We start from the raw sequence: 23,066 nt of genomic DNA, 5'->3' as shown, positions 1-23,066 counted from the left end.
CTGCGTGTCACTGGTTACCTTGCCTGCTCTCTGGCTGGCTGTATTTTCTGGCTTTCGTTCCTCCCTCTTTTTATCTGCCTTAGCTCCGCTTTCACCGATGGCTTTTTATCCTCTCCCCGGCAAAACTGCTCCATCCGCTTTTGTGCGTTCCCCGCCGCTTTTTCCATTGCGGCGAATGACCTGCCGAAAGACAGAAATGCTTTCTGGATTTTCGCAAGGACGCCTTTATCCCCTTTCGGCTCTGTCGGCTCTTTGGTACGCCTGCCGATCAACGCCCGCCTCGCATTTTTCGTGTGCTGCGCCGCTTTATTCAGCTCTCCTCCGACAATGCCGATTTTCGCCGCATTCCGCTCCATGCTTTCCATGCCGCTGTGCAGGCTTTCTTTTAAAGCAGACAGGGCGGCAGGAATTTTCATGGCGGATACTGCCCTCCGCAATGCGTCCACGCCTTTCTCTTTAAAATCATGCACCGCATTTTTAGCGGAACGGACAAGGTTTGTCTTTACAAGGGCAATCTGGCCGCCAATCTCCTGCACTTTGCCCTCTGCGCTGTCCAGAAGCCGGGCGGCAGTCGCTTTTATCCCCCTGTCCTGAATCTGCTCCAACTGCCCCCGCACCTCTTTTAATTCTTTCATTACCTGCCCGAACTGGCTTTCCATGCCTTCCAGATAATTGACAAGGGTTTCCACTTCCTGCCGCTCTTTTTTCAGCCCGTTCCCTTCCAGAACCTGAAACAGCTCCCGGATTTCCGGCTGTTCCCTTAACGCAACCACCGCTTCCATGCTTAACGCCCTCCCCTCTCTGCACTGTCCGCTCTTGTCTTAACTGCGGGTAAATCCCTGCAATATTCGGGATACCGCATTTTTATGGCTTCGTAAAAATAGGGCGCATAGCCGCAGTCAAAGATTTCATAGGGTGTTGACATCCGCTCGTCCCCCTGCTCCGCATAACCATTCCAGAGGTTGAAGGCAAGGCGGGTAAGCCGCACCGTCCCTCCGGTCTGCCACCCCTCATGCAGTCCCTCCGGCTTGATGCAGTCCTGCTTGAAGTCAAACATCCTGCCCACGTTGTTCCTAGCTGTGTCGGAAATTCCCACGCAGTAGAAAAAGGCTCTGTGGTAGCAGTCATTGACACGGGATTTCGCCATCATCGTGTAAAAAAACTTTTCATGCTCCTTAGATGAAAACCTGATTTCTGACATTCTGATCCCTCCATAGAAAAAGGCGGCTCTATGACAGATATTCCACTGTTTAAAAGCCGCCTGAATATTTTTATCTGCTCCTGTTATAGACTTTTATCTGTCCCGGTTATGAATTTTTACCTGCTCCGGTTTGCACTGTCCTCGCCCGGCTTCGTTGTCATCAGTCTGTAAAGGCGGGTATTCTTCGGGAATTTATTGGTAAACGGCACAAGGGAACTCCCGTATTTTATCAAGCCGCACCCTGCGTCCGCATTGGTGATATAGCTCATCTGCTCGTTTGAGATATTCAGTAAATCCGCAAGTTTCTGTCTGTCGGACGCCGCCTGGTTCAGCATGACGATATACTCGCTGTTGGATAACATCGTGCTGGCAAGGACAGAATCTAACAGATATTCCACGTTCTGCGTGATGGCGTTGGGGAACGCATTTCTTTTCCGGAACCGCCTCCATGCAGAATTGAAAAACGCCCCGGAATACTCGTTCTCAAACACCACATGGAACTCGTCCAGAAAGATATGGGTACGTTTCCCCTTCTTCCAGTTTTCCGTGACACGGTTTAACATGGCGTCCGTGATAACCAAAAGCCCCATTGTTTTCAGCTGCTTCCCTAAGTCCATGATGTCATAGACAATCATGCGGTTATTTACATCCACGTTGCTCTCATGAGCAAATGCGTCCAAACTGCCGCTTGTGAAAAGCTCCAACGCCAGTGCAAGGTCTTTCGCCTCCCTCTCCGGCTGCTCCAGCATTTTCTCCCGGAGCCTGCACAAAGTCGGCACGTTGCCGCCTGCCTGATAATCTTCGTAAACTGCGGCGGTACAGCGGTCAATAATGGACTTCTCCTTTGCGCTGACGCCTTTTTTGTCAAGCTGTTCAAATAAGGACAGCACAAACTCGGACTTGTCAATGACCGGGTTCCCGCCATCGCCATACCCCTCCACCATGTCCATTGCATTGATGTGGTCACGGCTCCCCGCCGCAATGCGGATGACTTCGCCGCCCATCGCTTCAATCAGGGAGCCGTACTCTCGTTCGGGATCGCATATGAGAATATCGTCCCCGGTGGCAAGGGCAAGGAACACAATCAGCATTTTTGCGCTGAAGGATTTGCCGCTCCCCGGCACGCCTAACAAAAAGGAATTAGGATTCAGCAATTTCGCTTTGTTGCACATGATAAGGTTATGGGAGATTGCGTTCTCCCCACAATAAATGCCGCCCTCGTCCATGATTTCCTGTACCCGGAAAGGCATAAGCACCGCAAGGCTTTCCGTGGTGAGGGTTCTGAGCGCATTGATTTTCCGGTGTCCGATGGGCAGGGCGGTATTCAGGCCGTCCATCTGCTGGTATTTCAGGGTGGAAAACTGGCATAAATGCTTTCTTGCCACGGTCAATATGATATCCGTATCTGCGTCAAGCTGTTCTTTCGTGTCGGCGGTATGCACCAGCGTCAAGACTGCAAACATCATCCGCTGGTCACGGGTGGTCAAATCGTCCAGAAACTCCTTGCTTTCCTTCCGCTGCTGCTCCATGTCATAGGGGACGACTGCGGAGAAATTGTTGTTGGCGTTCTGTTTCCTCTGCCAGTTGGTGATGTTGGTTTCCACACCCAAAAGACGGTTTTCCACCTCCCGCACCGCTTCATCCGTGGGGATGGGTATCACGTCAATGCTCATCATCAGGTTGCAGCTCAAATCCGTAAGCTCCGCAATCATGTTGTCTTTGATATAGGACGCATACTCTCTGAGGAAAAGCACACGCCCGTAACGGTTCCCCATGCGGAAATGGTCTTTTTCAAACTCAAGGCTGTCCGGGCAGATAAAGTCCTTAAAGCTATGCCCTTTTTTCATGGTTTCCGGCAAATCAAACCGGAAGCTGGTTTCCTCCCCGGTACGGTAAAAGTCATGCAACGCCCGCAGTTTATCCGTTGCGTCCATCTCCACGCATTTGGAGCCTAACCGTGAAAAATGGCTCACTAAGTCCGTGCCGATACGGGCAAAATACGTCCTCGCCTCCTCGATAGATTTTTTATACACGGATACCGTCACATATTTTTCCTGCACAATGCTGTTGGCTCCCGTGGCTTTCTCTAAGAGCATGGCATTGTACTCTTTCCGGTATAAATCAAGCCCGTCCTCCTGCATGGGGATTAAGATTGCCTTCTCAAAATCCTGCTTGTTCAGGCGGCGGTTGTTGATGGTGATTTTCGTGGTTGCGCCGCTGTCGAAGGAATTGAGAAGCTCGCTGTACTCAAGGAACATGGCTTCCTTGTCCTCCCGGCTCGCCACCGCATAGTTGATGTCCACAAATTTATAGGTTCTGGCAAATTTGTTCCGCCCGATCTGGAATATCCCGTCCGCCCATATTGCCTGGATGGGGATTGCCTGCTGGACGCCTTTGGGGATGACAAATTTCTCCTTGTCCTGCTTGAAAATATTGCTCAATGTCTTAATCATTCCGTTTCCGCTCCTCCCTTTCATGATTCTCAATACATGGCTTCACTGCTTCGTAATAGATGTTTTCCGGGTTAAACAGCAGGCGTTTCGGGATAAGGAACTCCGACTTTATCCACGCCCATAAAAACTGCTCTGCGTTCATCCCGTGGTAGCGGATAAAGCCTAACGCCGCAAAGGGAGCCGCCCCCAAAATGCACATCCAGCTCACGGTTTCCGTTCCCACATAAGGACTGAGTAAAAAATAAAGCCCGACGGCAACGCCGCAGGCTAAGACAGAAAAAACGAACTGCCGCATGGACAGCCCGAAAAACATGGATTCCGTGTAATTACGGATTTCCCGGTTTATTTTTACTTCCAAAATTCAACACCTCCTCCTTATAATCCCATCATTTCACGCACAACCCGGTCTGCCATCTTCACTGCCCCTACAAGCACAAGCATATTGAAAATCAGCTCCCCGATATAACTCCATACCATTGTGACTGCCGCCGCATCCGGATCGACTGCGGGCGGGGACGCCGCAAACAGCGAAAATATGATGCAGGCAAGCACGATAATCGCCCCTTCTAAGCATACCGCCGCATAGGACTTGATAAAGCTCCTGCCCACGTTCTGTGACGGCTCCCCTGCAAAAGTCGATAAGGGAATGGGCGCAATCGCTGTGTAAAGGTACAGACGGAAAAACCGCCCGTACACGCTCATTATCATAATAAAGCTCAACACCGTGATAAACAGCCCGCCGATTAACGTCACCGCCCACAAAGGAATGCTCTCGAAAAAGCCGCAGTCCTCCACCGCCTCCACAATCTCATTTGGCAATACGGTCTGCTGTGCGGCTCCAAAGCCTGCGGTTCGCATAATCGTGCTGACTATCCCCTGCACGATATTGAATAACGCCATCATCAGCTCCAGCCCGTGGGATATGACACCCTTTGCTATGGCAAACCGGACAAACAGCTTTAATGCGTGTTCCGGCTTTTTCACTTCCACAAAGCTGCCGCACGTCTTTACCACGCCGACAACAAAGAACAGCACCAAAAGGGCATAGGCTACCGCCTGCAACGCCCCGTGGATGTTCACAATCGCGCTCCAGATTCCCCCTCCCTTAAACTGTTCCGGGGACTGCGTGAGAAGCTGCCATATCTCCGCCAGTTTCTCATTCCATGTTTCCAGTGCATTGACTAAGTTCTGCACTACCCAGTTATCTGAATCCACTCATTTCACCTCGCTTCTGGATTTTGCAGAGGGGCCTGCCAACGCCTGCCCCTCTGCAGTTGCTCTTTTTACATGGTTTTCCGGCAGCCTCCATCAGCCAGTGATAAGGGTTAAGATTTCCTTTGCAAAAGTAATGATGACGCCGCCCGCAAGGGTTAAGAACCCGTTGGAACGCTGGCTGGGGTCGTGGGACTGCAAGGACAATCCCACCTGCACGATGCCCCACCCTAACAGAATCAATCCGACTGCACGGATTAAGCCGAAAATGAAATCAGACAGGTTGTTGATGACTGCAAGCGGATCGTTTGCGGCATACACAGTCGTTGCCCCGGCTGTCATCATCAGCACCAGTGCGGCATACACTGCCATCGCCCTTTTTGTCTTTCTGCCCATCGGCTGTCTGCTGGTTTCCTTGCTGTTCTCGTTTTTCTTCATCATTGTTCTGTTTCCTCCTTGTTTTGAGATTGGTTTATAATAGCCTCTAAATCCTCCTCGGATAAAAGCTCATAGGAATCGGTTCCCGCCTGCTCCTGCGACACTTCGCCTTCCAGACTGTCCCCCAATGCAATGCTGCCCACCGCCTGCGTCACTTCCCCGTGGCGGTAGGACTTCCCCTTCCCGTCCGTGGACAGTGCCACATTGGGGTGTTTTAAAATATCAAATTTTTCATCCATCACCGGGCGTTCCCCACGGATAAATAAAAGTGCATAGCGGTTGTCCAGCATACGCACTTCATCCGGCGTCAGAAGCTCACGCCCCGATATTTGGTAGTTTGTGGAATAGTTGCCCGAATGCCCGGTTGACTTCCCGTAAGTGTTCATATCAATGGTGGCTTTCCCCAGCAGCTCGCTGACGTACTTATGGTTTCCCTGCTCGTTGCCGCCCAGATATAAAAACTGGTCGCAGTTGCCCACAATGCTTTCCCACTGCTTCTCAAACAGCGCCTTTAGCTGCGCCATGTTTTGCAGGATGATGGATACGCTGACTTCCCTCGACCGCATGACGGACAGGATTTTGTCAAAATCATCAGGCAAACTGACGTTCGCAAATTCATCCATCAAAAAATGCACATGGACGGGGAGCCTGCCGCCGTGCTTATGGTCGGCAAGGTAAAATAGCTGCTGGAATAACTGCGTGTACAGGATGGATACCAGAAAGTTGTAGCTGGTATCGTTGTCGGGTATCAGCGCAAACAACGCCACTTTCTTCTCCCCCAGTGATGACAGGTCTAAATCGTCTGTGGCTGTCAAAGCCGCAAGGCTGGAAAGGTTGAATTTCTCCAACCTCGCCGCAAGCGTGATCTGGATGGATTTCAGTGTTTTCGCACTCCCTGAATGGTAGTCCTTATAATATTTCACTGCGATATGCTCCGGTTCCCGCATTTCCAGACGTTCAAACAGCTCATCCAACGGGGACTGGTATTCATCGTTGTCCTCCCGGACTTCCCCTGCCCGTAACAGCTCCATCACCATCGGGAAATTCTGCTCGTCCTTTGGTGCCTCGTACTTTAAATAAAATATCAGTGCTAAGAGTAACATGGACGCCGCTGTGTCCCAGAAGGGATCGTTTGACTGGCTCCCCTTTGGGGTGGTTGCCTTAAAAAGATTCGTCACAAGCCGCTGCACGTCGTTGTCATCCTTTAAATACATAAACGGATTATAACAATGGCTCTTTTCCATGTTGATTAAGTCAAGCACACGCACTTCATACCCTTTTTCCTCCAGAAGATGCCCGGTGTCCCGCAGGTTCTCTCCCTTAGGATCAAGCACGACAAATGACGTGTTCGCCTGCATAAGATTCGGCTTTGCATAAAACCTTGTCTTTCCGGCTCCGCTCCCACCCACCACAATGGTGAGCAGGTTGCGGCGGTGCCTGCGGCTGTCATAGCTGATACGCACGTTGGACGTCATAATCTTGTTGGCTCCAAAATCTTTCTCGCTGTACTTCTGGTTGACCGCCCGTGCGTTGCCCCATGCGGCAGAGCCGTGTTCCTCGCCCCTCCGGTAGTTCCTGCGTGTGGATACATAAATGCCAATCCCCATCCCGTATATCAGCAGGAAAATGAGGACAGCCCGCAAGCTGTCCCCACATAAGCGGATAGAAAACGGATGGTTCATGGCGTCCGGGAATCCCCGTATGATTTCAGGCAGTCCCCCCGCAAGGTATGGCGCTGTCAAAAGGGCAAGCCAGACAACGGGAAGGATGCCGAAAGCCGCAAATATCCACGCCGCCTGCTTCTCACCGCTCCTCATGGCATTTCCGCCCCCTTTTCTCTTTCTCCGGCGGCTCCTCAATCAGCTCGATGACTTTCAGAAGCACATCGTCCACTGCGTCTGTCGGCCTGCCCTCCTTTATCATCTGGTTGCGCTCGTCTTTCAGGGCATGGAAGATTACGCCATACTCATATTTGTCCAGCTCAAGGGTTTTCTTTTCCCCGCTCAAATTCACCACCTCCGTCTACCTTTCCTGTTCTCTGTTCTTTACCTTATAATCCCGGATTGGCATTTCCCCGTATGCGTCAAGCAGGCGGTCAACTTTCTCCGATTCCGCATAGGTGGTTCCACGGTACAGCGGGTACGTCACGCCCTCCACGCATACTTTTCCGCCTGTCGGCTCAAGGTCAATGCCGCACAGATTTTCTTCCGGGAAAAGGTTAAAGTTATATCCTGCCTTCACTGCCCTCATCTTGCGTCCTCCCGGTTATGCTGCGCCTGCGGTTGCTGCCTCTGGTTCTGGCTCCGGTTCGGCTCCAGCACTTTCGCCATGCGGGAAGATATATCGCCCGCTGCGTCACGGACTTTGGACAGCTCCCCACGGACTTCCTGCGGCTCCATGCCCTCGAAAAATTCCGGCGCATGGGTGAAATCAAACCCCTGCGTGTCCACGCCATATTTTTTGCAGAGCAGGTAGGACGCACAATAGGCATGGAAGGCGTCCTCGTTGCGGTCGTAATTCTTATCCCCGTCCGCAAACCCGGCAAGGGCAAGCTCCGGCGTCACGCTCCGGAAGATTACCTGTGCGCTCATGCCTTTTCGCACATAAATGCAGCTCTCCTCCGGCTCGAACAATGCCCCTTTGTCCTCCGGCATCTGATCCGGCTCCGCCGCAACAATGGCAACGGGCGGGTTGTTCACCACCGCCCGCACAAGCTGTGCGTCCGTGATTTCCGGCTGCGCCTGCTGTAACCTGTCCCTTGCGTTGGTCTGTGAAATGTCATACACCTTTTTCGCATTGTAATAGGTTCCGGTGCTCCCGTCCTCACGCTCATACTCCTTCCCCGGCTCCATAATCAGGATGGGGTTGTTCCGCTCCTGCCTTTTCACATAGGCTCCCTGATCCCGCCAGTAGCCGTAATCGCCAATCTTCTGCGCCTCCGGCTTCTGCGCCATAATCAGCAGGGCATTGTTGGCGGTGTAGCGGTCAAAGCGGCTCTGCACGTCAAGGTACTGTTGAAACGCCTGCCCGTCCGTGGCCACCGCCGCCGTCATCTGCTCCGACATTTCATAACAGCGGCTCCGGTTGTTCCTGCTCTCTGCGATAAATGCCGCCACCCGGTCATCCTGCGGCACGGCGGAGACGTTCAGTAAAGAATCAAGGCTGAAATTGTTGTCCATACATACTTACCTCTCTTTCGATTTTTTCGGTTTTGTTTTTGTCTGCGGCTGTCTATGCTGCAATGGCTTCTGGTTTTTCGCTTTGGTGTCCTTTGCAGGCTCACTCCGGCTCCCTGCCTCCGCTTCTTTCTTCCTCGCTGCCTGAATCTCTTTCAGCTCCTCCCGCACGGACGGTTTCTCCGGCGTGGCTGGCTGGTACAGCTTAGAAGTACCCTCGGCGGTTGTCCTTTGCTTCTTTAAGGTAGGCTCGGACTGACGGGATTTCGCAGTCTTGCCCAAAGAGGGGTTTTTCTGCTGCCCCTCCTCTTTCTGCGTGGGGCTGCCTAAAAGCTCTTCTACCAGCAAATCTTCCTGTGACTTTCCCGGCCTGTCTTTCTCCGGTTCTGGCTGTGCCTGCGGCTTTCCCGGTGACGGTTTCTCCGTTGGTGTTTTTTCCGGTGACGCTTTCTCTTTTGGCGGTTCCTTCGTTTTCTCCTTTCCGGGAGCCGCCTTTTTCTCCTTCGCCTGCGATTTTTCTTCCCTCGACTTCTGGATTTCCGTCTTAATCTGTGCCGCCTCCGTGACGGACGCAAACTTGAAGCGTTCCACGATACGGTTGATGCGGGGCGCATCTTCCTCCTTCACCATAATGTCCACCATCCCGTCGCTGCTCCCCTTCGGATCACGGACGGCGCAGTAGAGGATTCCATACCGCTTCGCCTCCTGCACAAATTTCTTCAGGTCGCTTTCCTTTACGGAAAATACGGTGAGCGGTTTCCCGGAGCGCACTAAGGTTTCCAGCCTTGCCCTGCCTCTGGTCTTTTTCTGCTCCTTTAAGATGGCGTACAACAGCACTGCAAGCTGCTTTGCCCCCTCGCCGGAGATTTTTAAGGCCGCTTCCCCCACTTCCATCGACATACGCACCACCTGGTCAGCGGCTTCGCCTGATGTGTTCATGGATTGTTCCCTCCTTCTCCGTGTGGATGTTCTTTTCCTCCACACTATTTTCCTGCCGCACGGTTTCTAATTTTTCTTTCATTGCGCCGGAACGTGCGGCTATCCCGTCGCAGAGTCCCACCTCCTTCCGCAGTTCCCCGATCTGCTTTGAAAGACCGGAGATTTCTGTTTTTACCTCTGACAGCTTTTCACCGTCTTTGACGCTGCGGATCTGATACCGCAGGTGTTTCCTTTTGTCCGCAAGCTCCGCCATCTTCCCCTGCAACTCTTCTTTCAATGAAAAAAGCTGCTCCGTGGTATCTATGCGATAATGGCAGAGCAGCCTTGTTTCCTTTGAAATCTTATCCAGTTTTATCAAGTCCTCCCGGAACATCATGTGTACCTGCTTCGGGCTTACAGGCGGTCGGTTCTCCGGCAGAATTCCCAACAGGTAACAATAATGCAGGTACAGGCCACGGAGTCCGCCGATTTTCCTTGCCTTTTGTATATTCCCATGCACTTTTATGACATAGGTCTTCTTCTGTGACAGAATAACAGGCGGCGCAGGCTTTTCTATCTTCTGCGTGAGTATCCGCCTGCGGATGGCTTCTAAGGTGTATTCCTCCCCTAAGTTCCTTGCCAGCTTCATCCCCCGCTCCCTGCCCTCCGCCCGTACCGTGACGTCCTTCCCGAATTTGATGGAATAGCCTTTCTCTTTCAGGTAATGGAAAAACTGCTTTTCCGTCCTCGCCTTTGCAATGGCTTCGTCCACGTCCGCCTTTATCATCCCTAAATAGGTTGGCCTGCCCTCCTGCTCTGCCAGCCACTCCCCATAATGCTTTGCTTTCTGCTTTGGGTTCTCTATGACGGACAATCCGTATTCCCGGCATAACCTGTCGGAAGCGTTACGCATATCCCGGTAATCCTGCTTGCTGCGGTGATACCGCAGGCCGTCCGCAAAGGAAACGGAGTTCACCACGAAATGGTTATGCAGGTGGTGCGCCTTATCTAAGTGGGTAGCGACTATCACCTGAAAGCGGCTCCCCCACAATTCCTCCGCCAGCTTCACGCCAATCTCATGCGCCATCGCCGGGGTACATTCCCCCGGCGCAAAGGACTGGTAGCCGTGGAACGCCATAATGCCCTCGTCTTTCCCGTACCTCTTTTTGACCGCCATCATTTCTGACCGGGCGGTGGTCGGGGCGCAGTTGACGCCGGACACATACTGCTCCATGACCTTCTCGTTTTCATCATCTATGACATCCTCCGCTGCCTCTGGTTTCCCCCTCTTTCTGGTCTTTTCCGCATTGACCGCATAGGCGATGACGTCGGACAGCCCCTGCGTTTCTGTTTCCTCCATGCCAGACAGCTTTGCGATTTCAGGATTTTTTGTCTTATCCGGGTTCTGCACATAGATGACGACTTTCCCCAGCCACCCTTTGACGCTCCAGATAGATGTTGCTGCCACGTCACAGCCCACTCCGCTTGCCGCCTTTATCCCTGACGGGCAAAGGCTTACCGCTTTGTGGCTGCTCCTTTTCCCCGCAAATCAGGCTTTGCGGGGTTCCCGATTGTTCCGGCAGGATGACCGCCTCGGTAATCAGCCTGACCGCTTCATCAAACTTCCTCATGTCGCTGTCATACCTCTGCACGTCAATCACGTTCAACGTGTGCGCCTTCTGTGCGATCTGGTTTAAGTTGTTCCCAATCTTATGCAGCTCCCGCATCATGGAATAATAGTCGGGCGGCGGAGCCTCCCTCGGCGTCTTTCCCGTGATTGCCTGACGCACATAGGCTTCCTGGCTGATTCCACTCCGCTTTACCCGCTCCCTGAATGCGTCCGCCTCCTCCTTATTCAAACGGAACAGAAACGGGACGTCCCTCTTTCTCATCTGCCTACCTCCGTATCTCCCCCGTGCAGGCGGTTAATCTGCAACAGGCACATCATCACCACGCCCACAATGCCGCCTACAAAAGTTCCACTTAAAAATGCCAACATACTGCTCCACTCACCTTTCCGTCATGGTGCGCTGTCACCATGCAACTTGTTATATCTGGCGGAACCTCCCGGCTCCGCTAAAAAGGGGTATTAGGGGATTTTCCCCTAACAAGCTGCCTTCGGGTTGCCGCATGGCAATCCAAAGGCGTTGCTTGCTGGTATTGTGTATCACCCCTGCGACTGCGTACCGCCTTTTGTTTTGGTATCATTACCCGCCGAAAACAGATGCTTCCCCGGCTGCTGCTCCTTAATCGGATGGGTGCAGCACGCACATTCCGGACAGCAATGCCCGCACTCTATGCACTCCTGCCCGCAGTCCCCGGACTCCTTCGCCTCACACCTGCCGCACACTTTGCAATGGTTCACACACTCCTGACAGCGGTTTTCCGGATCATCCCGCATACATTTCCCATCCATCGGGCAGGAATACGGGCATCTTGCACATCCCTCCGGGTATGCGTTACAGACGCTTTCTTTTCCGTCCGCCGCTTTCGCAAGGACAGAAACATCCGTCACGTCCCGGTTGGAAAAATCTAAGATATTGGTTTCGCTGTATATCTTTTCCACCATCTGTGCGGCAGCTTCCGCACTCTCCGCAGAGATTTTCACCCTCTTTTCAGAGATGGCAACCAGCGTCATTTCATACTGCCTCATGGCAAACGCCTCCTTTCCTACCGCCCTATGCCTTTGTCCCGGACGCTCTCTTTCGCTTTAAAATCAGCTCCCACAAAATGGTCTGCGTCCAGAATATACTGGCTTCTGTTCCAGTTATCCTCTGCTGTCTGTTCCGCTTCCGCAAGGCTCTCCGCCTCAATGGGTACAGTCATTTGCAGGGTTTCCGTTATTGTTACGTCATACGTTTTCATCTCTCATGGCTCCTTCCGTGATTCTTTTTTACCCGTTCCGTTATCCCGATTCCTAACCGGATACAGAGAAAATCGTTGCAGTCCTTGCCCTTTGGCGGCGGCTTATCCCGTGTCCGGTACTGTTTCGGAAGCACGGCCTTGATCGCCTCTGACGCCAGCCTGCCTGCCCGGTCATTGTCCAGGTGCAGCTCCACTTCCTCAACCTCCGGGTACTCTTTTAAAAACCGTGTGAGCGCTGCCGGAACCTTGCTGCGTTCGATTTCCTTTGCTGGCTGGTACACGCCTGCAAGGGATAAAAGATGTTCCGCCCTCCAGTCCTGGCCGTCCATTTTTTGCAGGGTGGCATAGGACAGCAGGTCGATAGCGGATTCAAACAGGTGGACTTTTACGCTGTTTCCCTCTGCCGGGATAGAGAATGAATAGTTTTTGTCGCTCCCGTTTGCATCCCCGATAAAGTCCGTCCCGATTCCACGCAGGGCGGCATACCGGGGTGTTCCTCCCTTGTCCATGCCCACAAATACAGCGTTGTGGTGGTTCTCGCTCTCAAAAACCATTCCCTTTTGCAGACAGAATCCAATGATGTCCGTGTCAATCCCACGCCTGTTCAGGTAGGAAACAACCTGCGTCTGGTATCGGTTGGGTTTGGGTAAGAGCAGTTTCTTTTCTGTTGTCTTTTCGGCTGGTAGGGAAACAGGCGGCGCAATCGCCGCCTGCCCTGCAATCGTCTGTACCGCCTCCACAAAAGTATAGTCCCTGACTTTTATCAGGTAGTCAACCGCTGACCTGCCCCCGATTCCACGGCTCCACCACATCCATTTCCCGTTGGAAATTTTCAGGCTGTCATGGCTTTTCGTGGTGTAGGTGTTGCCCGAAAAATGCACAAGCTCATAAGGCTCATAGTTTTTCAGGTACGTCAGCAAGTCCATCCGCTTTGCCTCCTGCACGACTTCCGGTGCGATATATGGCATAAATCTCAGCTCCTTTCCTGCCCTTGATTGGATATTTGCTGTCTGTTTTTGAATATCCGGGCATAAAAATAGCCGATTGATTCTCGTTTTGAAAATCAATCGGCTATGTAATAATAGGATTTCTATTTTAAGCGCAAATCCCAATTTATACTTCACTCATCCTAAATAGTCCTATTTTTCAAAGACAGCAAAGATTTCTCTAAGTAATAAATCACATTCTTCCCATTCTTCTAAAATAATTTGCTCCTTACTTCTTTTAACTTTCAATTTAAATTGTTTCAGCACTTCGGATTTAGAAATTATTTCTCCTTGATATGCAGCAACTTTATCAATATAAGACTTCCAACGGATAGGCTCATATTCTCCATTTTGTTTTAAAATATCTTTACCGAGAAACATTTCTATTGAACAGGCACGACCATTAATATTATCTACTGATTTTCCTGCCGGGCCGATGGTTGGATAATTGTAGCACATCTCTAAGTCTGGCAAATGCATAATTCTTACATTTGGTGGAATTGGAATTCTTTTCAAGGACTCTATTTCGCTTAATCCAGCCGAATCATTATCGTATAATGCAATAATTCTATTTTCAATTCCTGCTGCAATAAATGCTTTTAAATAGTGAGTCAAGTAATTTGTACTTCCTTGCACAACATAAGTTGAAAAATCAATGAAAGAATAAAATTTTACCATATGAGGATACAACAACTTCATTGCTTCAGATATAACACTTGCATCTGTACTGCCCTCTGTAAGAATAACTGTTTTAGATACTGAATACTCTTTTTCCTCCGGAACCTCGTCACACCATCCACCTTCAAATAGATTTGTATAGTCAAGTGTAATCTTTTCATCCGATTCAAACGCCTCTAAAATAATTCGTAATACATCCCAAGGCGATCCTATTTCTTCATCTGTATAGCATAAATCAATGCCGAAATAGGTATCATCTTTCCAATGTGGCAACGAATCTAATACCATTTTCTCACACATAGAATTATTCTCACATCTGCATTGCCTTAATAACTTATAATCACCTTCCTCCCAAGTGTCCACTGCTAATATTGCAGAATACTTTACTACTGCTTTAGACCAATTTTCAAAAGTGTACTCTTTTTCAACACTATCAACATCAATTTTTTCGTCTGGATAATCTTTTAGGTTGTCTACATAGTTCTTCTTATGGTATTCAAATACACTTCTTGCCTTCGAAATTGTATGCCCCATTACATCTAAACACATTTTTGCTTTACTGACATTCATAGAAAAATATCGTCTTGTAATACTTTCTTGTAATTCCTCGTCAAATACTTCTTCTATCGTCAAATTTTCTTTACTAAAAATTGACAATAAATCCCCAAAAGTATTTTTAAATGATAAAAAATCATAATTTCCAACACATAGTCCAACAATCTCTCCCATGCTATCTCCTTGTCAATAATTTCTTCCTTAAAAACTCAAATTTGGAATATAACCTTAAATTCTATCTTTGACTATTTACCAAAACTAAACTATCAGCCGTTTTCTTAAATATCCACTTTTTTTCATTCGTTCATAAGTACCTAATGTATCATTTTTATTTACAAGTTCCAATGATTTATCATAATCCATCCCAAGTATAAGCAAATTCATTCTCACAGCATGTAAATAATTCTCATACCATTCCCATGTAGGATTCGTAGATAATTCCCGAATTGTACAACGTGATACTATAGGATTTATTTTATAATCATCTGGTCTGCAAAAACTCTTAACAATATTGATATTGTTTTCCATCACTTTTGTTTGGCCTGCCGAAGAACCACCTATACTATTCCAAGGTGGAAAATGTCCGTATTTTCTCCGAAATGATTCTATTAGAATACCTTCTACTCTTTTTATATCATCTCGTCCTTGCTCACTTAACATATCTTCCACCGGAGAATTCTGTTGCTTTGCAAATTTCTCATACATCCCTCTATTTCTATGCACTAATGGTTGGGATAACGGTGACTGTACAAATATCGTATAACCCAAACGCTCATTTTTCGAAAAATATTCTTCAATTTGTTTTTGCTTTGAACCCTCTTTAACTGGCAGAATCCCATTATGTTGCTTAAATCTCTCTGCCAAGTCGCCCGCTAATCCGATATACAGAATTGCCTCTGCATAGTAATCCCAAAAACAATATATTCCTGCTGAAGCCCACCCACAACTATCTGTTGGCGAACATAAATCATCAATCGCATTTGCCATTTCCTCAATTTCTTCTTTCCTATATGCATCTATAATAACAGTTCCAAACATTACATATCTCCTTGTCCAACTCCAATATATATTAGTATATCATATTTGGGGTTATAACTAAAGCAGCCTTATCTTCGTTTTGAGAACCAGTTGGCTATAAGAAAGACAGTATCATCACTCGATACTGTCTACACGCCATCTACTAAACCACCCCTATTTTCTTCAAATAAGCATACCCGTCCGTATGCCCCCGGAAATAAATCTGCTTTCTCTCAATGTTATCTTTTTTCAGACTAAACCTGAAATACTCCACCAATACCCTGTGTTCTTCCGCTGTTAAAATATATCTCCCTCGCCCTCCGTCACATTCAGTATGAACGGATAGTCCCTTTCCATATCCCCGATCTGCCTGCAAAGTGCCAGATAGCTTTCATCCTGCTTCCGCAAATCCACGATTATATCGTTGTCTATCTCCATAAATCCATGTTCCATACACTTGACTAAATCATTGTATTCCTCTGTTGCTGCGTTCATTTCAATCACCCTTTCGTTTTTATTATAATATACCCATTTTTCACTGCAACAACAAATATGCGAACCGCCCTTCGTTTTGCCCGTCCGCTATGTAGGCGGCACTGGTTTCCCAATACCGCTTTTTTCACCGTTCCCGGTCTTTACTTCCTTTCTCCGGCTCCGTTTCTTCTTCCTCCGGCTCAACGTCCAGCACGATATTTTCTTTCTTGTCCATATCAAGCAGGGCATTTAACTCCCCCAGCCGGGCGGTCTTTTCTGCTAATTCCTGCTCTTTCGGGAACTCCTTGACTGCCTCTATTTTTGCATTTTCAAGCTGCGCTTTTAAAGTTTCCAGATGTTCCTCACACCGGGAGAGGTTATCGCCAAACTTCTCTATCTCATTATCCAGACGGGTGATGTTCCCGTGGATGTCCGTCCCTAGCGTCACATGGTACGCCCGTTTCCCTTGCAGGGTGATGACAAAATCCTTGCTGAAGGTGCTGTAAGAAAGCTCCATCGCAAGCCCACGGTAGGCTCCCAGCGGAACCAGATTAGGGGAAGTCATAGCTTTGCAGGCTGCAATAATCGCCTGTCCCGCCTCCTTTTTCTCCCCATAGGTCACGCCGTTTATCTGCATGGGCGGGAAGGTATCCCGGTCTGGCGGCGTGTGCGCCTTCACCTGCTCAATGTCCTGCTGGTACTCTACAATCCACTGGCTCTGCCTTTTTATCTCCATTGGATAATATTTCGTCACCTTATCCTCCATTTCGTAACGCTGGCTTAAAAAACTCTGCTTTAAGAGTTGCAGCTTCGACACCTGGATGTCTAAGTCCATCTTTTCCTTTATATACGGGTTCCCGGTGGCAAGGGCTTTGATTTCCGCATAGGATAAAGCCACCTCGTCAATGTCCTCGATGGTGCGTGCCGGGCTTTTGGACGTCATGATCTGGCTGATAAATTTCTGCTTGTTCTCAATCATCTGGTACATATAAGCGTCAAATGTCCCCTCGGTCACATACCGCACGATAAATACTTTCTTGTTCTGGTTGCCCTGTCGGATGGTTCGACCGCCCCTTTGTTCCAAATCTCTGGGACGCCACGGGCAGTCTAAATCATGGCTGGCAATGATTAAATTCTGGACGTTTGTGCCTGCGCCCATCTTAAACGTGCTGCCCATTAGGATGCGGACGGCTCCCCTGCGTACCTTTGAAAATAACTCTTTTTTCCTCACCTCCGTGTTGGCGTCATGGATAAATTCAATCTCCTGCGGTGGGATTCCTTTTGCAATCAGCTTATCCCGCACGTCATTGTAGACGCTGAATGTCCCGTCATTCTTCGGCGTGGACAAATCGCAGAACAATAACTGTGTCAATTTCTGCTCCTTCCCCTCCTCCCAAAATTGGTAGACTTCGTTGACGCAGGCATTGACTTTGCTCTCCGGCTCGTCCGGCAGCATTTCATTTGTAAGCCGCTGGTCTAACGCCAGCTTGCGCCCGTCATTGGTAATCAGCAGCATATTGTCCTGCATGGGGTTCACCATGCCGTTTCGCACACGCTCCGCCCGCTCCCCTAACGTCTGTACCATATCCTTTTGTATCTCGCTGGGCTTTACCGCCACCACCTTGTATTCCGCTTCCGGCACGGGCAGGTTCAGCATATCGGCGGTCTGGATGTCCGCAACCTCCCGGAACATCATCATAAGCTCCGGCAGGTTGTAGAACCTTGCAAACCTCGTTTTCATCCGGTAGCCGCTGCCCTCCGGGGCTAATTCTATTGCAGAAACGGTTTCCCCGAAGGTGGACGCCCATGCGTCAAAATGCTGCAAATGGTTCCGCACAAGGGTGTTGTACTGCAAATACCTCTGCATGGTGTAAAGCTCCACCATTGAGTTGCTCACGGGGGTTCCGGTGGCAAATATCACGCCTTTCCCGCCCGTTATCCCGTCCAGATAGCGGCACTTCATGAACATATCAGAGGATTTCTGCGCCTCCGTCTGTGCAATGCCGCCCACGTTCCGCATTTTTGTGTAAAGGTAAAGGTTTTTGTAGCCGTCCGCCTCGTCCACAAACAGGCGGTCAACGCCCAGTTCTTCAAAGAAAACAACGTCATCTTTCCGGCTCTGGTCGTTTAATTTTGACAGTTTGGTTTGCAGGGATTTCTTTGATTTCTCCATCTGCTTGATGGTGAACCTGCTCCCTCCGTTGCGCTTTGCCTCCGCAATCCCATCTATGATTTCATCAATCTGCTCCTCCAGCATACGCTGCTGCCTCTCTGTGCTGAGCGGCACTTTCTCAAATTGGCTGTGGCCAATGATAACTGCGTCAATGTCGCTGGTCGCAATCCTCGCACAGAATTTCTTCCGGTTCTTGGTTTCAAAATCCTTTTTGGTGGCCACAAGCAGGTTGGCGGCAGGGTAAAGCTAGAGCCACTCGGCGGCAAACTGCTCTATGATGTGGTTTGGAACCACAATCATGGATTTGTTGCAGAGTCCCAACCGCTTGCACTCCATCGCCGCCGCAACCATCGTATAGGTTTTCCCGGCTCCCACCACATAGGCAAGCAGGCTGTTCCCTCCGTAAATGATGCGGGCAGCCCCGTTTTTCTGGTGCTGCCTTAACTTAATTTCCGGGTTCATGCCATAGAAATTCAAATGGCTCCCGTCATATTCCCTCGGCCGGATGGCGTTGAAATTCTCATTGTAATACGCCGTCAATCTCTGCCTGCGCTCCGGGTTCTGCCAGATCCAGTCCTGGAACGCCTGCTTGATTAAGTCCTGCTTGCCCTGCGCTATGGCGGTTTCCTCTTTGTTTAAGACTGCCTTTTTCTTCCCGTCCTCGGTGGGGATATAGTCATAGACACGGGTGTCACGCAGGTTTAACGTATCCTCGATAATCTTATAGGCGTTGGCACGGTGCGTCCCGTATGCGTTGTTCGCCTTCGGGTTCCCCTTGTCATTGCTCTTTCCCTCAATGTTCCATTCCCCGGTGAATTTGGAGAAATGGATTTTGATATTCCATCGGTTGTAGTTGGGCGTATCCAGCAGTTGGAACATAAATTCCGACACGTCGCTGATGGGAATCCATGTGGCTCCCAGCCGCACACTGATTTCCGATGCGGTCAAATCCTTCGGCTGTACCTTTTCCAGTGCCTCCACGTTGCTTTGATAGGCTTCGGACGCCAATGCCGCCAGCTTCGCCTCTTTCAGTTTTTCCCGGACATTGCCGGATAAATATTCATCTTCCGAAACAAACTCAGGCTCCCCTCCCGTTACATTGGGCAGACGGAAAATCACGCCGGACAGCTCCCGCTCGATTTCCTCCGCACTTTTCCCGGTCAGGGAACACATATAATCCATGTCCACTCTGGCTTTCTCAGATAAAGATAACGACAACGCTTCGCTGGCGGTATCCACCTTTGTCACCGCCTGATGCGGCTTGATGGTGCGCTTATGGAACATATCGGCTTTCCGTGCGTGTATGCCGTCCTCCGCCACAATCTCTAAAGAGCAGAGCAGCGGATAGCTGTTATCGTCCGAAAAGACCATGCTGTTCGCCCTAGCATTCAGTATCCCGTATTTCTTCTGGAACGCATCGTACAGTTGGTTTAACTTCCTCTGCTGTTCTTCGATGACCGTATCGGCGTACCCTTCCGTCTGGTAAGCAATCAGCTCCCGCACACAGTCACGGATGGCAGCCATGCCTTTTACCCGGTTTGCGGCGGTCACGGACAGCTCCACGGGCTTCATGCGGCTGTTCTCCCGGTAGTAGATTTTCCCGTCATAAACGGTGAAGGAGAAATTGGCAACGGACGGATCGGCGGGGATAGAGTTATCTTCTTCCTCCACTAATTCGTCCGTTTCCTGTTCCGCAATCTCCGCCTGAATGTTTTCCACCGCCCCTGCAAGCAGGGTTTCAAGGCTGGCGTCCTCATACGGGCGGCAGACGCTGTCCATGCCGTATTTCGTACTCTCCATTACCATCTCGCCCAACACCATCTCCGGGTGTTCCACAAAATAGCGGTTCTGCGTAATCCCGTTTTCATCAACATCAAGGTATAACCAGTCCGGCTCCGTTTCCACCATGCGGTCACGCTTCTGCAAAAATAAAATATCAGAGGTTACTTCCGTCCCCGCATTTTTCTTAAACGTATCGTTGGGAAGCCTTATGGCTCCCAAAAGCTCCGCCCGCTGTGCGATATATTTGCGTATCGCCGGGTTCTTCTTGTCCATCGTCCCCGATGACGTGATAAACGCAATCACTCCGCCCGGCCTGACTTTATCCAGCGTCTTTGCAAAAAAATAGTCATGCACAAGGAAGTTGTTTTTGTCATACCGCCTGTCGGATAATTTAAACTGGCCGAATGGGACATTGCCGATTGCCACGTCAAAAAAGCTGTCCGGCAGCTCTGCTTCTTCGTACCCCTGCAAGGCAACCGTGGATTTCTGGTAAAGCTGCCCTGCAATCCTGCCCGACATGCTGTCAATCTCCACCCCGTATATCTTGCAGTCTGATAAGCTCTCCGGCTTCATGCCGATGAAGTTGCCCACCGCACAGGACGGCTCTAAGATGTTGCCGGATTTTAAGCCCATGTTCTCCAATGCCTGATACATGGCACGGATGACAACGGGCGGCGTGTAAAATGCGGTCAAAGTTGACTGCCTTGCGGCGGCGTATTCCTCCTGCGTCAATACGGTTTTCAGTTCCAGGTACTCATATCCCCATGCGGATTTGGTTTCGTCAAATGCGTCCGACAAGCCGCCCCAGCCCACATACTTTGATAAGATTTCCTGCTCATCCGGCGTTGCGTACCTGTCCTCTTCCTCGCACTTCTTCAATAGCTGGATGGCGGCAATGTTCGCCCGGAACTTCTCTTTTGGCGTCCCATGCCCCAGCTCGTCATTGGTAATCCGGTACTGGCTCCGCTGCTCCTTTGGGATTTCCGGGTGCAGGTCAAAGCCCCGTATCCTGCCCGCTGGCTTTTTCTTCTCCCACGCCGGCGCAAGGTCTGCCGGTTCACTGCTTTCTTTTTCCGTGCCGATTGGGACGTCGCTTTCCGATAGCTGCTTTTCCTCTCTGATCGGCAAATATCCCTGTTCCCGGATATTTTTAAACCACTGGCTTGCAAAATCATTTAATTCGTTCTCCAGTGCCTCGTCCACAACGCCATCTATCACTACCTGCTCAAAACGGTTTAAATTGTCCTGCTGGAATGTCCTTGCATTTAAGGTCTTAGCCTCATGGTCGAACACAAACTCCATATCCGGGTCGGCAAGGGAATCCCCGTTCTGCGTGTAATAATGGGAGATTGCAATGCGGTTCTCCCCGATGCTTTCCACGGTAAGCGGCATAAAGGACTGCCCCGCTTCAAACGATTTTGATTCCGTTTCCCCACGCAGCACCTCCGGCGCAAGCTCCATGAGGGCACGGTAATTTTTCTGTGCCACGGTAAGGTTTTCTTCCGGGATTTCCTCTTTTTCCGTCTTTGGTGAAGCGGTTCCCTGCCCGTCCCCTGCGGGAAGGGGTTCCGTGTTTTTCTTTTCGGCTGGTGGTTCCGGCAATGGCCGTTTGGTTTTCAAATGGTCATTTGCCGGGTTTTCACGCAGCTTGCAGTCAAATTCCTCACGGGGCATATCTTTCGTGAACAGCGGGTAGGTGAGGTCATGCAATACTACCATGCTGTCGGTCATGGTAAGGATTTCATATTTCTCCATGCCGATATACACCACGGTTTCCGGCTGAAGGTCATAGGGCTGGTTCATGGCCGGAAGCCCCTGCACTTCCTCAATCAGTCCCGCAAGCTCCTGATACGCCTCCACATCCGGCTCCGTTGCCTGCTGGACGCTGATAAGGTAATCTAAAATCGCCCCAACCTCGTCTGGATTTGAGAGCTGCTTTTCAATCTGCGCTATCGCCTCCTGCTCGGATTCCCCCTGCTCTATATTCGCCTCATATGCCCGCAGGTCGGTTTCCTTATAAAGCTCATTGAGCCTTTTTGCAAGGCTGTCCGGCTCTGCCTTTTTCCCCTCCGGGGGAATGGGCGGCTCCGGTTCCGGCAGGGACGGTGTTTCTGTTTCGGTTGGTATGGGCGAAATCAGACTGAATTTCCCGTCCCGGTAGTCCATAAGGTCACGGTACACCTTCTGCATGAATGGATAACGGTTGTCATAATCTGCGGTATTATTAAGCACTTCCGCCATTACGGTCAAGATTTCTTCCACACGCTCCGGGATGTCAAGCTGCGGCCGGATTGCCTTCACGCCTGCACGGTACTCCGAACCAAACGGATAGGGGCGCGCCACTTCCTCCGGCTGGTTCTTATAAAAATGGTAGATTTCAGCCGTAAGGACGCTTTTTTCATACTCCGGCAGGTACTCCATTTCTTTTTCCGTCATATACCGCCCTGCGGCAATCAGCTCGTCAATGCGCTTTGCAACCTTTCCCCATTTCAGCAGGATTTCCGTTTCACCCTTTATAATCTGCATCCCTTCACTGCTGGCAAGCATATCAATCCCGGTTCCCGTAATTACCGGATAAGCGCCGACAAATCCATAGGCATTTTTGAGATAGTCCGCCTTCTGCTGGTTCGTGCGGTTTTTCAGGAAATAGACATAAATGCCGTATTTCCCCGGCTTCAAATCAGCGCTGGTCTTGATGACGGTATCAATGATTTCCTGGGAAAAAGAAAAAGCAGAGGTCTTTTCCTCTGCTAAATCTTCCATCAGGCTAAGCTGCCCTTCCACGGTCGGGAGCGGGTTCATCTTATCTTTCAGTTCCCCCAAAAGCCGCATACCCTCAAAATACCCTGCGATTTTTCCCCAGTCAAAATAGGACTGTGAAGTGCGGGAAAGATAGCTCCCCTCCCACATATGGAGCACGTTCTGGTAGGTTTTATATCCTACACGCCTGCCGTCCTCCAGCGTGATTTCCGTGTACTCATTGTTGAATATCCCTTTGATATACTCCGTGCGCTCTTTCTTATCCTCATGGCTTTCAAAAAATGCCCGGATTTCCCCTTTGTTCGCTTTCAAATGCGGGGTAGACAAAAGCAGCGATTTGATGTCCTCATCCTCCCCGAAAAAAGGAAAAGAGCTGTC

General features: G+C 50.1%; 19 protein-coding genes and 2 pseudogenes. All 21 read right to left on the bottom strand.

The genetic code is table 11. The annotated features are described in order from the left end of the window. Positions 1-14 precede the first annotated feature (14 nt). A complete protein-coding gene (locus tag AC0THY_RS09360; protein WP_489990354.1) occupies positions 15-782 on the bottom strand; it encodes a DUF6674 family protein in 768 nt (255 codons plus the stop codon). 2 nt (positions 783-784) lie between these two features. Then, complete coding sequence (locus tag AC0THY_RS09355; protein ID WP_489990353.1) at positions 785-1,201, bottom strand: DUF6075 family protein; 417 nt, start codon at positions 1,199-1,201, stop codon at positions 785-787. A 116-nt stretch (positions 1,202-1,317) separates the two neighbouring features. Then, the gene (locus AC0THY_RS09350; RefSeq protein WP_489990352.1) at positions 1,318-3,654 is read right to left on the bottom strand and encodes a VirB4-like conjugal transfer ATPase, CD1110 family; all 2,337 of its coding nucleotides are present in this window, start codon (positions 3,652-3,654) and stop codon (positions 1,318-1,320) included. After that, a complete protein-coding gene (locus AC0THY_RS09345) occupies positions 3,647-4,012 on the bottom strand; it encodes a PrgI family protein (RefSeq protein ID WP_103241232.1) in 366 nt (121 codons plus the stop codon). Before AC0THY_RS09345 ends, AC0THY_RS09350 begins: the two co-directional genes overlap by 8 nt. 17 nt (positions 4,013-4,029) lie before the next feature. Then, positions 4,030-4,869 carry a VirB6/TrbL-like conjugal transfer protein, CD1112 family gene (locus tag AC0THY_RS09340; protein WP_489990351.1) on the bottom strand — a complete coding sequence of 280 codons (840 nt, stop codon included), beginning with the start codon at positions 4,867-4,869 and terminating at the stop codon, positions 4,030-4,032. Between the two features lie 93 nt (positions 4,870-4,962). Then, the gene (locus tag AC0THY_RS09335; RefSeq protein WP_489994166.1) at positions 4,963-5,304 is read right to left on the bottom strand and encodes a glutamyl-tRNA amidotransferase; all 342 of its coding nucleotides are present in this window, start codon (positions 5,302-5,304) and stop codon (positions 4,963-4,965) included. After that, positions 5,304-7,121 carry a VirD4-like conjugal transfer protein, CD1115 family gene (locus AC0THY_RS09330; protein WP_489990350.1) on the bottom strand — a complete coding sequence of 606 codons (1,818 nt, stop codon included), beginning with the start codon at positions 7,119-7,121 and terminating at the stop codon, positions 5,304-5,306. Before AC0THY_RS09330 ends, AC0THY_RS09335 begins: the two co-directional genes overlap by 1 nt. Beyond that, a complete protein-coding gene (locus AC0THY_RS09325) occupies positions 7,108-7,311 on the bottom strand; it encodes a hypothetical protein (protein ID WP_120479941.1) in 204 nt (67 codons plus the stop codon). Before AC0THY_RS09325 ends, AC0THY_RS09330 begins: the two co-directional genes overlap by 14 nt. A 15-nt stretch (positions 7,312-7,326) precedes the next feature. Next, positions 7,327-7,554, bottom strand: a complete 228-nt coding sequence (locus AC0THY_RS09320; RefSeq protein WP_172508492.1) for a hypothetical protein — start codon at positions 7,552-7,554, stop codon at positions 7,327-7,329. After that, on the bottom strand, positions 7,551-8,483 hold the full coding sequence (locus AC0THY_RS09315) for a hypothetical protein (RefSeq protein WP_489990349.1): 933 nt from the start codon (positions 8,481-8,483) through the stop codon (positions 7,551-7,553). The genes AC0THY_RS09320 and AC0THY_RS09315 overlap by 4 nt, the downstream gene beginning before the upstream one ends. Positions 8,484-8,489: 6 nt before the next feature. Next, on the bottom strand, positions 8,490-9,419 hold the full coding sequence (locus tag AC0THY_RS09310) for a PcfB family protein (RefSeq protein ID WP_489990348.1): 930 nt from the start codon (positions 9,417-9,419) through the stop codon (positions 8,490-8,492). Next, the gene (locus AC0THY_RS09305; protein WP_489990347.1) at positions 9,394-10,866 is read right to left on the bottom strand and encodes a relaxase/mobilization nuclease domain-containing protein; all 1,473 of its coding nucleotides are present in this window, start codon (positions 10,864-10,866) and stop codon (positions 9,394-9,396) included. The genes AC0THY_RS09310 and AC0THY_RS09305 overlap by 26 nt, the downstream gene beginning before the upstream one ends. Position 10,867: 1 nt before the next feature. Next, positions 10,868-11,290, bottom strand: coding sequence for a plasmid mobilization protein (locus AC0THY_RS09300; protein WP_489990346.1), 423 nt, complete (start codon positions 11,288-11,290; stop codon positions 10,868-10,870). Further along, the gene (locus tag AC0THY_RS09295) at positions 11,287-11,397 is read right to left on the bottom strand and encodes a DUF3789 domain-containing protein (RefSeq protein WP_103241242.1); all 111 of its coding nucleotides are present in this window, start codon (positions 11,395-11,397) and stop codon (positions 11,287-11,289) included. Before AC0THY_RS09295 ends, AC0THY_RS09300 begins: the two co-directional genes overlap by 4 nt. Before the next feature lie 168 nt (positions 11,398-11,565). Continuing rightward, complete coding sequence (locus AC0THY_RS09290; RefSeq protein WP_489990345.1) at positions 11,566-12,051, bottom strand: hypothetical protein; 486 nt, start codon at positions 12,049-12,051, stop codon at positions 11,566-11,568. A 17-nt stretch (positions 12,052-12,068) separates the two neighbouring features. Beyond that, positions 12,069-12,263, bottom strand: coding sequence for a DpnD/PcfM family protein (locus AC0THY_RS09285; RefSeq protein ID WP_489990344.1), 195 nt, complete (start codon positions 12,261-12,263; stop codon positions 12,069-12,071). Further along, positions 12,260-13,231 (bottom strand): toprim domain-containing protein, encoded by a 972-nt coding sequence (locus tag AC0THY_RS09280; RefSeq protein ID WP_489990343.1) that lies wholly within the window; start codon positions 13,229-13,231, stop codon positions 12,260-12,262. The genes AC0THY_RS09285 and AC0THY_RS09280 overlap by 4 nt, the downstream gene beginning before the upstream one ends. A 171-nt stretch (positions 13,232-13,402) precedes the next feature. Then, on the bottom strand, positions 13,403-14,656 hold the full coding sequence (locus tag AC0THY_RS09275; protein ID WP_489990342.1) for a HEPN/Toprim-associated domain-containing protein: 1,254 nt from the start codon (positions 14,654-14,656) through the stop codon (positions 13,403-13,405). Positions 14,657-14,740: 84 nt separating this feature from the next. Further along, the gene (locus tag AC0THY_RS09270) at positions 14,741-15,520 is read right to left on the bottom strand and encodes a GIY-YIG nuclease family protein (protein ID WP_489990341.1); all 780 of its coding nucleotides are present in this window, start codon (positions 15,518-15,520) and stop codon (positions 14,741-14,743) included. A 142-nt stretch (positions 15,521-15,662) separates the two neighbouring features. Continuing rightward, a pseudogene (locus AC0THY_RS09265) lies at positions 15,663-15,937 on the bottom strand (DUF6664 family protein). Between the two features lie 181 nt (positions 15,938-16,118). Then, a pseudogene (locus tag AC0THY_RS09260) lies at positions 16,119-21,602 on the bottom strand (DUF6908 domain-containing protein). Positions 21,603-23,066: the final 1,464 nt, after the last annotated feature.

This window comes from Ruminococcus sp. 8Y-12 (assembly GCF_058119865.1).
This window is presented reverse-complemented; position numbering and strand designations above follow the sequence as displayed.

Coding starts and splice junctions, on each gene's coding strand:
- AC0THY_RS09360 (WP_489990354.1), bottom strand. CDS start 782: ATGGAAGCGGTGGTTGCGTTAAGGGAACAGCCGGAAATCCGGGAGCTG.
- AC0THY_RS09355 (WP_489990353.1), bottom strand. CDS start 1,201: ATGTCAGAAATCAGGTTTTCATCTAAGGAGCATGAAAAGTTTTTTTAC.
- AC0THY_RS09350 (WP_489990352.1), bottom strand. CDS start 3,654: ATGATTAAGACATTGAGCAATATTTTCAAGCAGGACAAGGAGAAATTT.
- AC0THY_RS09335 (WP_489994166.1), bottom strand. CDS start 5,304: ATGAAGAAAAACGAGAACAGCAAGGAAACCAGCAGACAGCCGATGGGC.
- AC0THY_RS09330 (WP_489990350.1), bottom strand. CDS start 7,121: ATGAGGAGCGGTGAGAAGCAGGCGGCGTGGATATTTGCGGCTTTCGGC.
- AC0THY_RS09320 (WP_172508492.1), bottom strand. CDS start 7,554: ATGAGGGCAGTGAAGGCAGGATATAACTTTAACCTTTTCCCGGAAGAA.
- AC0THY_RS09315 (WP_489990349.1), bottom strand. CDS start 8,483: ATGGACAACAATTTCAGCCTTGATTCTTTACTGAACGTCTCCGCCGTG.
- AC0THY_RS09310 (WP_489990348.1), bottom strand. CDS start 9,419: ATGAACACATCAGGCGAAGCCGCTGACCAGGTGGTGCGTATGTCGATG.
- AC0THY_RS09300 (WP_489990346.1), bottom strand. CDS start 11,290: ATGAGAAAGAGGGACGTCCCGTTTCTGTTCCGTTTGAATAAGGAGGAG.
- AC0THY_RS09295 (WP_103241242.1), bottom strand. CDS start 11,397: ATGTTGGCATTTTTAAGTGGAACTTTTGTAGGCGGCATTGTGGGCGTG.
- AC0THY_RS09290 (WP_489990345.1), bottom strand. CDS start 12,051: ATGAGGCAGTATGAAATGACGCTGGTTGCCATCTCTGAAAAGAGGGTG.
- AC0THY_RS09285 (WP_489990344.1), bottom strand. CDS start 12,263: ATGAAAACGTATGACGTAACAATAACGGAAACCCTGCAAATGACTGTA.
- AC0THY_RS09280 (WP_489990343.1), bottom strand. CDS start 13,231: ATGCCATATATCGCACCGGAAGTCGTGCAGGAGGCAAAGCGGATGGAC.
- AC0THY_RS09275 (WP_489990342.1), bottom strand. CDS start 14,656: ATGGGAGAGATTGTTGGACTATGTGTTGGAAATTATGATTTTTTATCA.
- AC0THY_RS09270 (WP_489990341.1), bottom strand. CDS start 15,520: ATGTTTGGAACTGTTATTATAGATGCATATAGGAAAGAAGAAATTGAG.